General features: G+C 44.1%; 13 protein-coding genes. 5 read left to right on the top strand and 8 right to left on the bottom strand.

All coding sequences use genetic code 11. The features are described 5' to 3' along the window. The first annotated feature begins 633 nt into the window (after window positions 1–633). From Q5076_RS16605 to gldH, 5 genes are all read left to right on the top strand, one after another. Window positions 634–1146, top strand: a complete 513-nt coding sequence (locus Q5076_RS16605; protein WP_303014790.1) for a ferritin-like domain-containing protein — start codon at window positions 634–636, stop codon at window positions 1144–1146. A 187-nt stretch (window positions 1147–1333) separates the two neighbouring features. Beyond that, window positions 1334–2287: a methylenetetrahydrofolate reductase [NAD(P)H] gene (gene metF / locus Q5076_RS16600; RefSeq protein WP_303014787.1), complete on the top strand. Its 954-nt coding sequence runs from the start codon at window positions 1334–1336 to the stop codon at window positions 2285–2287. Window position 2288: 1 nt separating this feature from the next. After that, window positions 2289–3416: a DNA polymerase III subunit gene (locus tag Q5076_RS16595; protein ID WP_303014785.1), complete on the top strand. Its 1128-nt coding sequence runs from the start codon at window positions 2289–2291 to the stop codon at window positions 3414–3416. 15 nt (window positions 3417–3431) lie between these two features. Further along, complete coding sequence (ricT, locus tag Q5076_RS16590) at window positions 3432–4916, top strand: regulatory iron-sulfur-containing complex subunit RicT (protein ID WP_303014783.1); 1485 nt, start codon at window positions 3432–3434, stop codon at window positions 4914–4916. Further along, complete coding sequence (gldH, locus tag Q5076_RS16585) at window positions 4894–5382, top strand: gliding motility lipoprotein GldH (protein WP_303014781.1); 489 nt, start codon at window positions 4894–4896, stop codon at window positions 5380–5382. Before ricT ends, gldH begins: the two co-directional genes overlap by 23 nt. Before the next feature lie 137 nt (window positions 5383–5519). On the opposite strand, the gene rodA is transcribed toward gldH, so the two are convergent. From rodA to Q5076_RS16545, 8 genes are all read right to left on the bottom strand, one after another. After that, a complete protein-coding gene (gene rodA / locus Q5076_RS16580; RefSeq protein ID WP_303014779.1) occupies window positions 5520–6977 on the bottom strand; it encodes a rod shape-determining protein RodA in 1458 nt (485 codons plus the stop codon). Then, window positions 6958–8820: a penicillin-binding protein 2 gene (gene mrdA / locus Q5076_RS16575; RefSeq protein WP_303014777.1), complete on the bottom strand. Its 1863-nt coding sequence runs from the start codon at window positions 8818–8820 to the stop codon at window positions 6958–6960. The genes rodA and mrdA overlap by 20 nt, the downstream gene beginning before the upstream one ends. Window positions 8821–8822: 2 nt before the next feature. Then, window positions 8823–9320 (bottom strand): rod shape-determining protein MreD, encoded by a 498-nt coding sequence (gene mreD, locus Q5076_RS16570; RefSeq protein ID WP_303014776.1) that lies wholly within the window; start codon window positions 9318–9320, stop codon window positions 8823–8825. Further along, window positions 9317–10159 carry a rod shape-determining protein MreC gene (mreC, locus tag Q5076_RS16565; RefSeq protein WP_303014774.1) on the bottom strand — a complete coding sequence of 281 codons (843 nt, stop codon included), beginning with the start codon at window positions 10157–10159 and terminating at the stop codon, window positions 9317–9319. The genes mreD and mreC overlap by 4 nt, the downstream gene beginning before the upstream one ends. Window positions 10160–10231: 72 nt before the next feature. Then, the gene (locus Q5076_RS16560) at window positions 10232–11254 is read right to left on the bottom strand and encodes a rod shape-determining protein (RefSeq protein ID WP_005679089.1); all 1023 of its coding nucleotides are present in this window, start codon (window positions 11252–11254) and stop codon (window positions 10232–10234) included. A 14-nt stretch (window positions 11255–11268) separates the two neighbouring features. Further along, window positions 11269–12792 carry a bifunctional phosphoribosylaminoimidazolecarboxamide formyltransferase/IMP cyclohydrolase gene (purH, locus tag Q5076_RS16555; RefSeq protein WP_303014773.1) on the bottom strand — a complete coding sequence of 508 codons (1524 nt, stop codon included), beginning with the start codon at window positions 12790–12792 and terminating at the stop codon, window positions 11269–11271. Between the two features lie 148 nt (window positions 12793–12940). Further along, window positions 12941–14977, bottom strand: coding sequence for a M13 family metallopeptidase (locus tag Q5076_RS16550; protein ID WP_303014772.1), 2037 nt, complete (start codon window positions 14975–14977; stop codon window positions 12941–12943). A gap of 70 nt (window positions 14978–15047) precedes the next feature. Next, window positions 15048–17009, bottom strand: coding sequence for an ABC-F family ATP-binding cassette domain-containing protein (locus Q5076_RS16545; protein ID WP_303014771.1), 1962 nt, complete (start codon window positions 17007–17009; stop codon window positions 15048–15050). Window positions 17010–17073: the final 64 nt, after the last annotated feature.

Genomic DNA, 17073 nt, shown 5'->3' with positions numbered 1-17073 from the left:
TCTTGCAAAGCGGGTGCAAAAGTAGACAACTTATTCTTATTATCCAAACAAATATAAATCTTTTTTCAAACAAATATTATAGAATATCTGTAAACAACTGAACTACAAACGAATAAAAACATGCATTTTTCTATAACCTAATAATAGTAAAGAGAAGAACACCTTATTTATATCTATATTCAAGGCATATTCCTCCTTCCAAACGATATTGAAATCGAGAAATACAGGAAAGATAACCAAACCTCATCATAAAAAGTACGTTCCAAAAAGAACCCTTCGAGAAACAGAAACAGGTAGAACCATTGATAAATAACATAATAAACTCTTAGAAACTTGTTTTCATCAAAATATGGGAATGAACATCAAACCAAGGATTTCTCATGCAAGAACATGTAATAACACATTCCAGCCGGTACGAAACAACATAAGGAAATAAGAATATAATAATGAAAAAGCATTTTAATGGGACACTCATAGTAATTAGAAATAAAAGTACTCCCATCGTTTCTTAAAAAAGAAAGATGTTATTTCTCAAATGTGTTCTTTCTGTTAAAACCTAAAGGATTATAAAACAAAAGAAACCTCCGTATGTTACATAACCAACTTAAATATATTAACCTAAACATAAAAATTATGGCTAGAGAAAGTGTAAAAATCCTACAGGGAAGATTAGATGTGGAAAGTTTAATTTCACAATTGAATGCAGCATTGTCCGAAGAATGGCTGGCATATTACCAATATTGGGTAGGTGCATTAGTAGTAGAAGGTGCCATGCGCGCCGATATACAAGGTGAATTCGAAGAGCATGCCGAAGAAGAACGGAAGCACGCACAATTGCTTGCCAACCGTATTATCGAATTAGAAGGAATTCCGGTATTGGACCCTAAAAAATGGTTTGAATTGGCTAGATGTAAATATGATACCCCACAAGGTTTCGATTCGGTAAGTTTATTGAAAGACAATGTGGCGTCCGAACGCTGTGCAATCCTCCGCTATCAAGAAATCGCAGATTTTACTAACGGTAAGGATTTCACCACTTGCGATATTGTTAAACACATTCTTGCTGAAGAAGAAGAACATGAACAAGATTTGCAAGACTACCTGACAGATATCGCCAGAATGAAAAAATCATTTCTTGAAAAATAAACCCCGGCATAGGTAATTTTAAAGAAGAGAGGCTGTTCGAATTTACGAATAGCCTCTCTTCCACAATAATAGTACGATAAAAACAAAACTATTTTGGAGTAAATCAAGAAAAAATCTTTCTTTTTTCGTATTTTTGTCCCAATATGCACGTTTAATCCGAATAGATAACGAACATCAACGAAAAAGAATGAAAGTAATTGATTTAATAAATAATAGCAAAGGGACAGCTTTTTCTTTTGAAATCCTCCCCCCCCTAAAAGGAACGGGAATTGAAAAATTATACCAAACAATCGATACCCTCCGGGAATTTGAACCCAAATACATCAATATTACGACCCATCGCAGCGAATATGTCTATAAAGATCTCGGTAACGGACTTTTTCAGAGAAACCGGTTAAGAAGGCGTCCGGGAACAGTCGCAGTAGCGGCAGCCATTCAGAACAAATACAATATCACCGTGGTTCCCCATATCCTATGCAGCGGTTTCACCCGTGAAGAAACCGAATACGTGTTACTGGATTTACAATTTCTAAATATCACGGATTTGCTGGTGCTCCGCGGAGACAAAGCTAAACATGAATCGGTGTTTACTCCCGAAAAGGACGGTTATTATCATGCGATTGAATTGCAGGAACAGATTAATAATTTCAATAAGGGCATCTTTGTTGACGGTTCGGAAATGAAAGTTACTGCCAGTCCTTTCTCCTATGGCGTGGCTTGTTATCCGGAAAAACATGAAGAATCACCCAATCTTGAATCCGACCTTTATTGGTTGAAAAAGAAAGTAGAAGCAGGAGCAGAATATGCTGTAACACAACTTTTTTACGATAATAAGAAATATTTCGAGTTCGTAAAGCTGGCAAACGAGGCAGGTATCCATGTTCCCATTATTCCCGGAATCAAACCATTCAAGAAGCTGTCTCAATTAAGCATGGTACCCAAAACATTCAAAGTGGATTTGCCGGAAGATTTAGTGAAAGAAATAAACCGATGCAAAAATGATGCGGAAGCCGAACAAGTAGGTATCGAATGGTGTGTTGCCCAATGTAAAGAATTGATGGAGCATGGAGTTCCAAGCATTCATTTCTACTCCATCGGGGCAGTAAACAGTATTAAAGAAGTAGCCAAAACCATTTATTGAGATGTTTTTCAGAGACGTAATCGGACAAGAAGAAATCAAGCAACGGCTCATTCAGGAAGTGAATGAGGGGCGTATTCCACATGCCCAGCTCATTTGCGGTCCCGAAGGAGTCGGGAAAATGCCCTTGGCCGTTGCTTACGCGCGCTACCTCTGTTGTACCGACCGGGGAAAAACAGATGCCTGCGGTGCCTGTCCGTCTTGTGTCAAATTCAATAAACTGGTACATCCGGATGTACATTTCGTATTTCCTATCGTGAATAAGGCGAAAAGTCCCAAAGTGTCCGTTTGCACAGATTTTCTTCCGCAATGGAGAGAACAACTGCTCACGACCCCTTACTTCAACCTGAATCACTGGATGAACCATATAGAAGCGGAAAACAAGCAAGCGCAGATTTTTGCCAACGAAAGCGATGAAATTCTGAAAAAGCTTAGCCTGAAATCCAGCGAAGGAGGATTTAAGATTACGATTGTGTGGTTACCAGAGAAATTACATCCGGTATGCGCCAACAAACTATTGAAATTACTCGAAGAACCTCCGGAAAAGACAATTTTCTTATTGATATCCGAAGCTCCCGATATGATTCTGCCCACCATTTTGAGCCGTACTCAACGTATGAACGTGCGGAAAATTGACGAAGCCAGTATTGACCGGATACTACAGGCCAAATATAACATTCAGCCTGCAGACAGTATCTCGATTGCCCACCTGGCAAACGGGAACTTTATCAAGGCGCTCGAAACGATTCATTTGAACGAAGAGAACCAATTATTCTTCGAACTTTTCGTCAACTTAATGCGCCTGTCCTATCAACGGAAAATAAAGGAAATGAAAATGTGGAGCGAACAAGTAGCAGGGATGGGACGCGAACGCCAGAAAAACTTTCTGGAATATTGCCAACGCATGCTTCGCGAAAATTTCATCTTTAACCTGCACCAACGCAACCTGACCTATATGACCATTAACGAACAGAATTTTGCAACCCGCTTTGCGCCTTTCGTCAACGAACGTAACGTAATAGGCATTATGGATGAATTGAGTGAAGCGCAATTACATATAGAACAAAATGTAAACGCTAAGATGGTATTTTTTGACTTCTCCCTGAAGATGATTGTACTGTTAAAGCAATAATAAATATATAAACTTATGGAATATAAACTTCATAATGGGAGCGGCAGCCTTTGCTGCCGAGGATGTTCCCGCCAAGATAAAAAACTGAATACCTACGACTGGCTGGCAGACATACCGGGCAATGCGGAAGAGTGTGACATGGTAGAGGTGCAATTCAAAAACACCCGTAAAGGCTATTATCGCAACAGCAATAAAATCAAACTGGAAAAGGGAGACATAGTAGCTGTTGAAGCGGCTCCCGGCCATGATATCGGTGTAGTAACCCTCACAGGAAGGCTAGTCACCCTGCAAATGAAAAAGGCCAACTTCAAAACAGATGCGGAAATAAAAAGAGTCTACCGGAAAGCCAAACCGGTAGATATGGACAAATTCAACGAAGCTAAAAGCAAAGAGCACGCCACCATGATTCGTGCGCGTCAAATTGCCCAAAACCTGAATCTGAACATGAAAATCGGAGATGTGGAATACCAGGGAGACGGTAATAAAGCTATTTTCTATTATATTGCTGACGAACGTGTAGACTTCCGCCAATTGATTAAAGTGTTGGCCGAAGCTTTCCGTGTTCGCATTGAAATGAAACAAATCGGTGCACGTCAGGAAGCCGGACGTATCGGCGGCATCGGTCCCTGTGGACGTGAACTTTGCTGTGCTACCTGGATGACAAGCTTTGTCTCCGTCTCAACCAGCGCCGCACGTTATCAGGACATTTCACTCAATCCCCAAAAACTTGCCGGTCAATGTGCAAAACTCAAGTGTTGCCTGAACTACGAAGTAGACTGCTACGTAGAAGCACAAAAACGATTACCTTCCAAAGAGATAGAATTAGAGACCAAAGACGGTATATTCTATTTCTTTAAAGCCGATATCCTAAGCAATCAGGTTTCCTATTCTACGGATAAAAACTTCCCTGCCAATTTGGTAACAATCAGCGGTAAGCGTGCTTTTGAAGTAATCGCGTTGAATAAAAAAGGGATAAAACCGGACAGCCTGTTCGAAGAGGAAAAGAAACCGGAAATAAAGAAACCCGTAGACTTACTGGAACAGGAAAGCGTAACCCGTTTCGACCGAAACCGGAGCAATAACAAAGAAAACAATAAAGAAAACCGGAATAAAAAGAAAAAGAAAGGAAACAGCAATAACAACCGCCCACAGCAACAGACAGAAGGCGGTAACCGCCAGCAACAAACCCAACGGGACAGCGACAATCGTCCGCAACCGTCGGAAAACACCAACAGAGGAGAAAGAGACAACCGTTCCAAAAACAACAATCGGAACAAAGGTCAGAATCAAGGGCGGAACAACGGAAATAAACGCTCCGAAAAAGACCCCAACCAGGAACGTGCGCAGAACCAGGAACGCCAAGGCGAACAGACACAGCAACGGGAACCCAAGCAACAAGGGCAAAGCCGCCCATCCAACCAGGAACGTCCTTCCAAGCCGGAAAAAAACTTAAACCAAGGGAAAACGCAAAACAATAATGAAAAGCCTTCTTTGGAATAGTTTATGCTGCTTGTTCGCTGCCTGCCTCTTAGGAGCGTGCAAAGAAAATATTGTGTATCACTCTTACCAATCCCTTCCGGAAGAAGGATGGAAAAAGAGCGATACACTCTCTTTCAACATTTCCATTGCAGACAATCCTCCCACAATGTTAAGACTATTCATGGAAGTACGCAACAGGACAGACTATCCTTACCGGGACCTTCATCTGTTTATTAACCATAACCTGCCGGATTCCGCCACATGGCAGACCGATACTTTAATTATCAAACTGGCAGATTCCACAGGAAAATGGAATGGGAAAGGTTGGGGGAGTATCTATCAATTCGCCACTTTTTTCAAATCAGTCCGTCCCTTACATTCCGGTAACTACCAGATGAAAATCATAAACGGAATGAAAGATGAAAAACTGCCGGGACTAAATGACATCGGAATACGTATTGAAAAACAGCCATCGCAAAACAACTAAATACCTTTTTCTGTATTTCCCGAATGTCAGACAGAAATACTCATAAAATAAAAAAGAGATAAAACAAAACTGCCAGAAAACCGCCTTCAGATAAATCATATCAAAAATATACCTTCCGGGCATTTCCGGCTCAAGCACTAAAATCTTCTGCTCCGTCCAGCATCTATTCTCAAGAAAATAAACAACAATATGGTGAATCCCCACAAAGAAGATCCTCCGTAACTGAAAAAAGGCAATGGAATGCCAATTACAGGAGTCAACCCCAACACCATTCCGACATTAATAAACAAATGGAAAAGGAAAATACTCAAAAGAGAATATCCATAAACACGTCCAAACGTAGACGGTTGCCTCTCAGCTAAGAAAATAAGTCTCAATATCAACACGAGGAAAGCCAGTAAAACCGCAGCCGAACCGACAAACCCCTGTTCCTCCCCCACCGTACAAAAGATAAAGTCAGTATCCTGTTCGGGAACATATTTCAATTTAGTCTGTGTACCGTTCAAAAAACCCTTTCCCGTCAACCCACCGGAACCGATGGCAATTTTAGACTGGTTCACGTTATACCCGGCACCGGTCAAATCCTCTTCCAGCCCCAACACGACCTTGATACGGATTTGCTGGTGAGGTTCCAGAATATTATCAAACACATAGTTGCTGGAATATAAGAACCCAATAGAACCCAACGTAAACAAAGCTATCAGGAAATAAGAACGCTGGCGTTCACTCAACGCCAAATAAACCAAGTACCCTACCGTAACCACACAAAGCCCCCATTGTATCCAAACCAGATTGAAATGTATCCAATATTCCGAGAGCCAATAAGCAATGAACAAAACCAGAAAAGTCCCTCCAATTATATTCCGTACCGGTTGCCAGCGCTTGCGATATACCCAGACCATTCCACCGGCAAACAATAAAATCAGGAACAAAACAATGAATTCCCCTAACGGGGTAGAAGTATCAGCAATAAAAACCTCATCAAAACGAATACCGACCACAAAATAAATGACGGCACACACACCGGAGAAAAGGATGACTCCCGGCATTCCTTCCCGGTACAGCACCAAAAAAAACGCAAGATATACCAATGCCGAACCCGTTTCCCGTTGCCCGATAATCAATAGCATCGGAAGAAGGATTATAAACCCCAGAACAAAAGCACATTTTTCCTTTTTAATGCTAAACGAGTAAGAGTTCATATACTTTGCCAACGCCAAGGCAGTAGCAAATTTGGCAAATTCGGCAGGTTGTAAACTGACAGGTCCCATCACCAGCCAAGAACGGGAACCTTTGGTATCCGGCGCGATAAAAATAGTAACGATAAGCAAGAGTATCATTCCTATATATATAATGTATGCAAACATGTCATACATCCGGTCCTCCAGCATCAGTAAAACAAATCCCAACCCGAAAGAACAGATAATCCAGACAAACTGTTTGCCGGCACGAGTAGAAAAGTCCAGAAAATCACGTTCGCCATAATCATAGCTGGCTCCACACACACTGAACCACCCGCCCACAATCAAAAGCAGATAAATGCCAATTGTTATCCAATCCAGTGACTTCCACAAACTATCGTTCCTCGTTACCATACAATATCACTCTGTTACTAAATTCCTCCGCTCTCAGCTCATTCTCAGGAGATAACTTTCCATTAATATATTGTTCCATCATCAACGCGCCGATGGGAACTCCATAAGTAGCCCCCCATCCTCCGTTCTCCACATAAACGGCAATTGCAATTTTCGGTTTATCCATAGGAGCAAACCCCATGAATACCGAATGGTCGTGCCCGCGGTTCTGTGCCGTTCCCGTCTTGCCACAAGCTTCCAACTCCGGAACCATCATCGACAATATACGGCAAGTACCTCCGGTAGCGGCTCCACGCATTCCTTCCACCACCGACTCATAATGCCTCCTCTCTATAGTAGTATATCGCGGAGTACGGTAAATGCTATCCAACTGGTTGTCTTGAATCTCCTTTACGACATGCGGTGTGACAAAATATCCGCGATTGGCAATGGTAGCTCCCAGATTAGCAATCTGAAGAGGAGTAGCCAAAATTTCTCCCTGTCCGATAGAAATACTAATGACCGTCAACCCGTTCCAATGTCCGCGATAAGCCTTGTCATAAAACTGCGCATTCGGTATCAAGCCACGCTTCTCTCCAGGCAAATCGACCCCAAGCTTATACCCGAATCCCTGCGACACCATGTGGTCTTTCCAAACAGTAATCGCATTTTGCGGCGAACCGTACTTACGGTCTCCGAACATACGAAACAATCCCCAACAAAAATAAGAGTTACATGACGTAGCAATGGCAGGAACCAGCGGAATCGGCGCCCCGTGAGCATGACACCCGACCGTCAGCCTGCCGTAATGGAATCCATGCGAACAGGGGAAGGCGGGACTCTGCGCCGTAACAATTCCTTCCTGAAGAAAAGTCAGCCCTTGTGCAGTCTTAAAAGTAGAACCCGGAGGATATACTCCCATCAAGGCACGGTTCAGAAGCGGCTTCATTTTATCACGCTGCAAAGCCAAATGATTCTTTCCGCGTTGGCGTCCAATCATCAGATGCGGATCATAATTAGGAGAAGATACCAAACAAAGAATTTCACCGGTTTCAGGTTCTATGGCCACAATACTTCCAATCTTATTCTTCAACAACCGTTCGCCCAGCATTTGCAAATCTATGTCCAAACTCAATGTAAGATTCTTTCCGGGAACAGAAGGACGGTCATATTTCCCATCCATATAATGCCCCTGTATCCTGCCATGAGCATCACGGAGCAAAATCTCCACCCCTTTCTCCCCGCGCAAATACTTCTCATACGATTTCTCAACCCCCAATTTACCGATATAATCCCCACGAATATAATACCCTTCCTCGTCCGCTTCCATCTCTTTGGCAGAAACTTCACCGATATCCCCCAAAGCATGAGCAGCAGCATCATACGAATATTGACGGATAGTACGCCGCTGGATATAGAACCCCCGAAACTTAAATAATTTCTCTTGGAAAACCCCGCATTCCTCTGCCGAAAGCTGTGACATAAACAACTGGTTGGTATATCTGGAATATCCAGGATTCCGACGACGGTCCTTCATATCACTCATTATTTTCAGGAACTGGGCGCGGGTAATTCCCAAAGACTGGCATAAATCGACCGTATCCAGATTCTCCACCTCTTTCGGAACCATCGTTATGTCATAAGCAGGCTGGTTAAATACGAGCAATTTACCGTTACGATCGTAAATAGCTCCCCGCGAAGGATACTGTATCTTATTTAAAAAAGCGTTGCTATCAGCATTTTTCTTATAATCGTCCGTTGTAATCTGCAACACAAAAAGACGTATCAGATAAAGCAATACAATAGAAAAAGCAATGCCCCCGATAACAAATTTCCGTCTCTCCAACCGATAATCCTTTGCCATCCCTATCTCCTTATCCCTTCCACAGCTATAATACAGGTTATAGTCAGAGCAGTGCAAAGAAGCACCCTCAACAACAACAGCCAAATGCTTGAAAATGAGAAGAACTCGATAGAGAGTAAGGCCAGGCTATGCACAAAAACGCCTGCAGTGGTATATTTCAGAAAAGGAGCAATCCCCATGCTTTTAAAAGAAGGGACAATGCTGTCCAGTGTATCACGGGAAGTAAACAAACGTAACAAAGAAGGACGAAGAAAAGCAAGCAATACAGTTGCTGCCGCATTCATGCCCGGAGTATCGGAAAAAACGTCAATGGTAAGCCCGAAAAAGAAAGCCCACAACATCAACTCATTCCGGGATATACCCGAACTAAATTTCAGGATAAAATAAATATAAAGAAAAGGAGTGGCATATCCGGCAATATGCACATTGTTCAAAATCAGCACCTGAAGCAGTACCAATCCGATAAACCACCCGATTCTATGTATATACGTAATTATCATTGCATTTTCGTCTTATTCTCCAGTTCCTTCCGTTCCTCCCTTCCGTTTCTCGCTATCACCCGCACATCACTGAGCTTACCAAAATCCGTAGCCAGTTTAATTTTCAACAGATAAGACAAACCGTCATGCGAGTCGGACATATCATCCACCGTTCCCACCATGATTCCTTCGGGAAAAACCGTTGAGAAACCACTTGTTACCACAGTATCCCCCAGATTAAATTCAGCATGGCGCGGCAAGTCTTTCAGATAAGCGTAACGCGAATCCCCGTGCTCCCATTTCAGATAACCGAAATAATCGCTCCCCACAATCTTACAACTGATATTCGACTTACTGTTCAATACGGAAATCACCACCGAATAAGAAGGAGACGTCTCATAAACGATTCCTACAATCCCATTCCCATCCACTACGCCCATCTCCGAACAGATTCCGGAAGAAGAACCCTTGTCAAGCGTTATATAATTATCAGCCAGATTCAAACTATTCTTAATCACATGAGCCTTAAACAACCGGTAATCTTGGGGAATCCCCTTGATACTGCTTACAGTAACCGAATCAACCCGATGTTCTTTCAAAGCTTTTTCCAGATTATCGACCTGTTGTTCGAGCATCATGTTACGGTCCAGTAAATCCTCGTTGACCGACTTCAAATGAAAATAAGAGGAAATACCTCCCGAAATTTCATAAACCGCCCCCACCACCCTATTGGCAGAGGTAAAATAAGCACTCTGCTGGTAATGGTTAAACCGAAATAACAAAACAAAACTGGCTGCCTCTAATACGACAAAGAGGAACCAGTAATTATATTTCAAAAGGAAGTTTATTAAATTCCGCATGAACCATTCAATTTGCCAATGTGCCGATATACAGCCAATCAGCGCCAGCATATCAGCACATTGCTCAATTACTTATCTCATCAGGAAAGAGAAACGGTCTACATTCTTTAATGCGACCCCCGTACCTTTTGCAACGGCATGCAAAGGGTCTTCCGCAATATGGAACGGAATGTTAATCTTATCAGTAAGCCGCTTATCCAATCCGCGAAGCAATGCGCCACCACCCGCAAGATAGATACCGTTATGAACGATATCCGCATACAATTCAGGAGGAGTATTTTCCAATGCACTCAAAATAGCCGTCTCGATTTTGGAAATAGACTTTTCCAGGCAATGCGCCACTTCCTGGTAACATACCGGAACCTCCATCGGAAGAGCTGTGATACGGTTCGGTCCATGAACAATATAATCTTCCGGCGCATCTTCGCCCAATTCAGTCAGAGCAGCGCCGACATTGATTTTAATACGTTCAGCCATACGTTCACTGACTTTCACATTATGCTGGCGACTCATATATTCCTGAATATCCGCAGTCAAATCATCACCGGCGATACGGATGGAATTGTTGGAAACGATGCCACCTAAAGAAATGACAGCAATCTCCGTAGAACCGCCGCCTATATCGACAATCATATTTCCCTCCGGCGCCTCCACGTCAATGCCGATACCGATTGCCGCAGCCATCGGTTCAAAAATCAGATAAACATCACGTCCTCCCGCATGTTCGGCAGAGTCGCGTACAGCACGAAGTTCGACTTCCGTACTTCCCGACGGGACACCAATCACCATACGGAGTGACGGAGAGAATAAATGATTGCGGGTATTCACCTGTTTAATCAACCCCCGCATCATCTGCTCGCAAGCATAGAAATCGGCAATCACCCCGTCTCTCAACGGACGAATAGTACGTATGTTTTCGTGAGTCTTTTCATGCATTAACTTCGCCTTTTCCCCCACGGCAATCATTTTATCCGTACGGCGGTCCAGGGCCACAACCGAAGGCTCATCCACCACGATTTTCCCATTCGTGATAATGATGGTATTGGCTGTTCCCAAGTCCATCGCTATTTCTTGTGTAAAAGAAAACAATCCCATTCTTAATTTTTGTTTTAATGTTTAAAATGACGGATACCGGTAATCACCATCGCCATCCCGTGCTCATTGCAATATGCGAAAGACAAATCATCCTTTACGGAACCGCCCGGCTGGATAACCGCCGTGATACCTTCCTTATCCGCAATTTCCACACAATCGGGGAACGGGAAAAACGCATCCGAAGCCATCACCGCTCCATGCAGGTCGAAACCGAATGACTTAGCCTTCTCAATCGCCTGTTTCAGAGCATCCACCCGTGATGTTTGTCCGACACCGCTCGCAATAAGCTGTTTGCCCTTAGCCAACACAATCGCATTGGACTTGCTGTTCTTCACTATCTTATTGGCAAACAACATATCTTCCACTTCTTCCGGAGTCGGCGCCTTGTCAGTCACCGTTTTCAAATCAGCTACCGTCTCAATATTAGAATCTTTCTCCTGTACCAACACACCGTTCAGCAAAGCGCGGAATTGCTTCTTCGGCAACTTCGCCTCTTTACGGACCAGAATGATACGGTTTTTCTTCTGTCCCAAAATTTCAAGCGCATCCACATCGTAATCCGGAGCGATAATCACTTCGAAGAAAATTTTGTTGATTTCTTCCGCCGCATCCTTATCAACCACCCCGTTGGTAATCAGTACGCCGCCAAAAGCGGAAACCGGGTCACCGGCCAACGCCTCTTTCCATGCCTCCAATACCGTAGGACGGGAAGCCAGGCCACAAGCATTATTATGTTTCAGGATAGCAAAAGTAAGATCCTCGAACTCGTCGATTAAATCAACGGCAGCATTAATGTCGAGAAGGTTGTTGTAAGAAATTTCCTTTCCGTGAATCTGGTCGAACATCGCTTCCAAGTTCCCGTAGAAATACCCCTTCTGATGCGGATTCTCTCCGTAGCGAAGCTGTTTCTGGTTATTCACCGAACAACGGAACGCAGAACCCTCTCCGGCATCGAAATAATTGAAAATAGCCGAATCGTAATGGGAAGAAACGGCAAACGCTTCTTTCGCCATCCAGCGGCGTTCTTCCAAAGAAGAAGTCGCCCCATGCTCCATCAACATGTCCAACAACGGTTTATATTGCGCTTGGGAAGCCACAATAACCACATCATTGTAATTCTTGGCAGCGGCACGAATCAACGAAATTCCGCCTATATCTATTTTTTCAATAATATCCGCTTCCGGTGCACCGGAAGCCACCGTAGCTTCAAACGGATACAAATCAACGATAACCAAATCTATTTCGGGAATCTCATATTTCTCAATCTGCTGCATGTCCTGTTCCAGGCCGCGGCGGCAAAGAATACCTCCGAAAATTTTCGGATGCAACGTCTTCACCCTGCCCCCCAAGATAGAAGGATAAGTAGTCAAATCCTCCACTGCCCTACAGGGATAACCCAATGATTCGATAAACTGGCGAGTTCCGCCCGTTGAAAGGAACTCCACTCCTTCTTCATGAAGTTTGGTAATGATTTCGTCCAAACCCTCCTTATGGTATACAGATACCAATGCAGTTTTTATTCTTTTAGACTCTGACATTGAATTGCTTATTAAGTATTTTCCTTGCAAAGTTACGAAATATTGTTTATCGTACGAATAAATATGATGTGAATTAATAAAAAAAAGCGTTGCCTTCCGGAGCGGAAGGCCAACGCTTCTTCGAATCTTTTTTACCTGCTAAAAAATATTACCAGATAGACACCCGTTTCTCTTTCGGTACAAACAATGAGTCCTGTTCCGTTATATGGAACGCCTCATACCAATTGGCAATATGAGGCAATGCGCCGTCAACCCGCCATTTTCCCAATGAATGAGGGTCAAGTTTCGTCAACCGCAGAATTTCTTCCGGCCGGATATTCCCGGCCCATACATTGGCATAAGCGAGGAAGAAACGCTGTTCGGGGGTAAATCCGTCAACCACTCCCAGCGGAGCAGTCTCCATCGCCTTCTTAAATGCCTGATAAGAAACCTGCAAACCGCCATGATCGGCTATATTCTCTCCCAAAGTCAAGCTACCGTTCGCATGCACTCCCGGCGCCACCTCAATGCTATCAAAGAAATTAACCATAACCTGTGCACGTTCCTCAAACTTTTTAGCATCTTCTTCCGTCCACCAGTCCTTCAGATTTCCGTCTTTATCATACTGGCGGCCCTGATCGTCAAATCCGTGTGTCATCTCATGTCCGATAACGACCCCGATTGCACCGTAATTCATAGCATCATCCGCATTCATATCGAAGAACGGAGGCTGCAGGATAGCTGCCGGGAAACAAATTTCGTTGGTAGTCGGATTATAATAAGCATTCACCGTCTGAGGAGTCATCAGCCATTCATCCTTGTCGACCGGCTTGCCGGCTTTGGCAATCATTTCATTGTAATCCCATTGGCTGGCGCGTTCGATATTCGCCCAATAAGAATCATTTTTGATTTCCAAGGCAGAATAATCCTTCCATTTATCGGGATACCCTATTTTCACATGGAAATTCGCCAGCTTTTCCAATGCTTTCACTTTAGTCGGCTCGCTCATCCACTCCAGCCCTTTGATACGTTCACCCAAAGAAGACTGCAAATTCTTCACCAATGTAACCATACGTTCCTTAGCGGCAGCCGGGAAATACTTCTCCACATACATCTGCCCTACAACCTCACCGAGAACCCCGTCTACAGTACTTACGGAACGTTTCCAACGAGGCTGCATCTCTTTCTTCCCGGACATCGTCCTGCTGTAGAAATCAAAGTTCTGCGCAACAAAATCATCACTCAAAAAAGAAGCGGCAGCATCTATCAGATTCCATTGCAGATACAGCTTCTGGTCGTCCATAGACACGGAATCAATCACATCGGCAACCTCCTTCATCGCGGCCGGCTGACCGACATTCACCTCCTTCAAGTCCTTCAAGCCGGAAACGGTGAAATAAACATCCCAGTCAAAAGTCGGAAAATTCTTTTTCAACGTCTCCATATCCATCTTGTTATAATTGGCATGAGGGTCCCGTAAATCCACCTGCGAACGGGCCGCTTTCGCCAGACGGGTCTCAATCCCCATCACAGCAACCTTCGCCTTTTGGGCGGTAGCCTCATCATAGCCTGCCAATCGGAACATCTTAACGATATGTTCCTGATACTTATCACGGATATTTTTAGTCTGTTCGTCATTTTCCAGATAATAGTCGCGCTGTCCCATGCCCAAGCCTCCCTGGTAAGTCTGCACAATGTTCATAGAACTGTTCATATCATCCGCACTCACATACATGGTGAAATAAGGACGAATACCCTTTTTCTGGCTTTCCGCAATATATGCATAAATTTCACTCTTATCCTTGAGAGCGTCGATAGCAGCCAGTTCGGCCTTAATCGGAGCCACCCCTTCCCGGTTCAGCTTTACGCTATCCATTGCGATATTGTAAAGTTCTCCTACTTTCTGTGCGGCGCTTCCGGGTGCATTATCGGTTTTCGCCGCCAACTCAGCTATCAAAGCTTTCAGTTGCTCGCGGCTATTCTCACGCAACATATCAAATGTCCCGAAACGCGAATACTCGTCCGTCAACGGATGAGCATTCACCCACCCGCCACAGGCATATTGATAAAAACTCGTACCCGGCACAGCCGTGGTATCCAGATTGGCAAGGTCGATACCCGATGTCAGCACGGCCTCTTTCTTACTGTTACATCCTGATGTCATAAGGCATACGGCAAGAATTGGTAAATACTTGGTTACTTTCATATATTATTGAATTATGAGTTTAAATTCGATTCTTTGAGCTCCCGGAACACACTGGAACGACAAACAGGAACTACATCGTCCCCTTAGCTTCCTCCAGCTCCGTTGAAACCCGTTCCCATTCTTCCACAACAGCATCCAACTGTTGTTTCAGTTTTTGATGCCGTTCATACAGTTGCATATCCGAAGCCCCTTCCGGAGTCGCCATCTGTTCCTCAACAATAGCAATCGCCGCTTCCGTCTCTTCGATTGAGGTTTCACAATCCGCAACCATTTTCTCCAGTTTTTTCAATTTCTTATTCAGCTCTTTCTGCGCCTCATAAGACAATTTATTTTCCGAAGGCCGCGCATCTCCCGTTTCATTTTCCTTCGCGGAAGCCATAGGAGAAGAAGACAAGGACACTCCCTTTTGAAGTTCATTCAGGTTCTCAATCTTTTTCTTTTGCAGAAACTCATAAATGCCTCCGAGATGTTCCTTCACAAGTCCGCCGCCAAACTCATATACTTTAGTCGCAAGCCCGTCCAGAAAATCACGGTCATGGCTGACAATAATCACCGTCCCGTCAAATTCGCGGATAGCCTCCTTCAAGACATCCTTCGAACGCATGTCCAAATGATTGGTAGGTTCGTCGAGAATCAGGAAGTTTACAGGTTCAAGCAGCAACTTAATCATTGCCAGGCGGGTACGTTCTCCTCCGGAAAGCACCTTCACCCTTTTATCCGAAGCCTCCCCCCCGAACATAAAAGCGCCGAGTATATCACGTATTTTCAACCGGATATCTCCTGTCGCCACCCGGTCAATGGTATCAAAGACAGTCAGGTTTTCATCCAACATCTGCGCCTGGTTTTGAGCAAAATATCCAATCTGCACATTATGTCCGATTGTCAGCTTTCCCTCAAAATCAATTTCATTCATGATACATTTCACCAGCGTAGACTTGCCTTCCCCGTTTTTGCCGACAAAAGCGACCTTCTCCCCCCGATTGATAGTCAGGTTCACATCGTGAAAAACGACATGTGCCCCATACGCTTTGCACACCCCTTCACAAATTACCGGATAATTTCCGCTACGGCTTGCAGGAGGGAATTTCAGGCGCAATGCAGAATTATCCTCTTCATCCACCTCGATACGTTCAATTTTTTCCAACTGTTTAATACGGCTCTGCACCTGCACGGCCTTAGTCGCCTTATAACGAAAACGTTCGATAAACTCTTCCGTATCCTGTATTTGCTTCTGCTGATTCTCATAAGCACGGAGTTGCTGCTCGCGACGTTCCTTTCGCAAAATGACAAACTCGTCATACTTCACCTTATAATCATAAATCTGCCCGCAAGTAATCTCAATCGTGCGGGTAGTCACATTATTAAGAAAAGCCCGGTCATGACTGACAAGAACGACAGCATTGGCACGGGTAGCCAGAAAATTCTCCAACCACTGAATACTCTCGATATCAAGATGGTTAGTGGGCTCATCCAGCAAAAGCACGTCCGGACGACGGAGCAACAGCTTCGCAAGTTCAATGCGCATGCGCCATCCGCCGGAAAATTCAGTTGTGGAACGCTCAAAGTCCGCCCGGCTGAACCCCAGTCCCAAAAGGGTGCGTTCGATTTCCGCCTGATAATTCGTTCCCCCCATCATCAGGAAACGATCATTTTCATGTGTGAAACGGTCTATCAACTGATGATACTCTTCCGAATCGTAATCCGTTCTTTCTGCCAATTCCCGATTCATCCGCTCCAATTTATCCCGGAGCCTGAACAATTCTTCAAAGGCCAGTTCCGCCTCTTCCCGCACCGTACGGTTGTCGGCAAAAATCATCACCTGCGGCAAGTAACCGATCGTCATGTCTTTCGGAACCGCAACCGTCCCGCATGTCGGCAATTGCAGGCCTGCCAATATTTTCAGCATAGTCGATTTACCCGCACCGTTCTTGCCGACCAACGCAATGCGGTCCTTCTTATTTATTACATAACTGACATCCTTAAAAAGCGGTGTCGCATTAAATTCTACTGATAATCCTTCTACTGAAATCACGTCTGTCTCTGATTTATGGTGAGTTCTATCAATTCAATTTATCCTCTTGTATCAGACAGCAGAA

It is taken from the genome of uncultured Bacteroides sp. (genome assembly GCF_958445495.1).
Classification (GTDB): Bacteria; Bacteroidota; Bacteroidia; order Bacteroidales; family Bacteroidaceae; genus Bacteroides.
The sequence above is the reverse complement of the archived record's forward strand: the minus strand, read 5'-3'. Positions and strand labels throughout refer to the sequence as shown.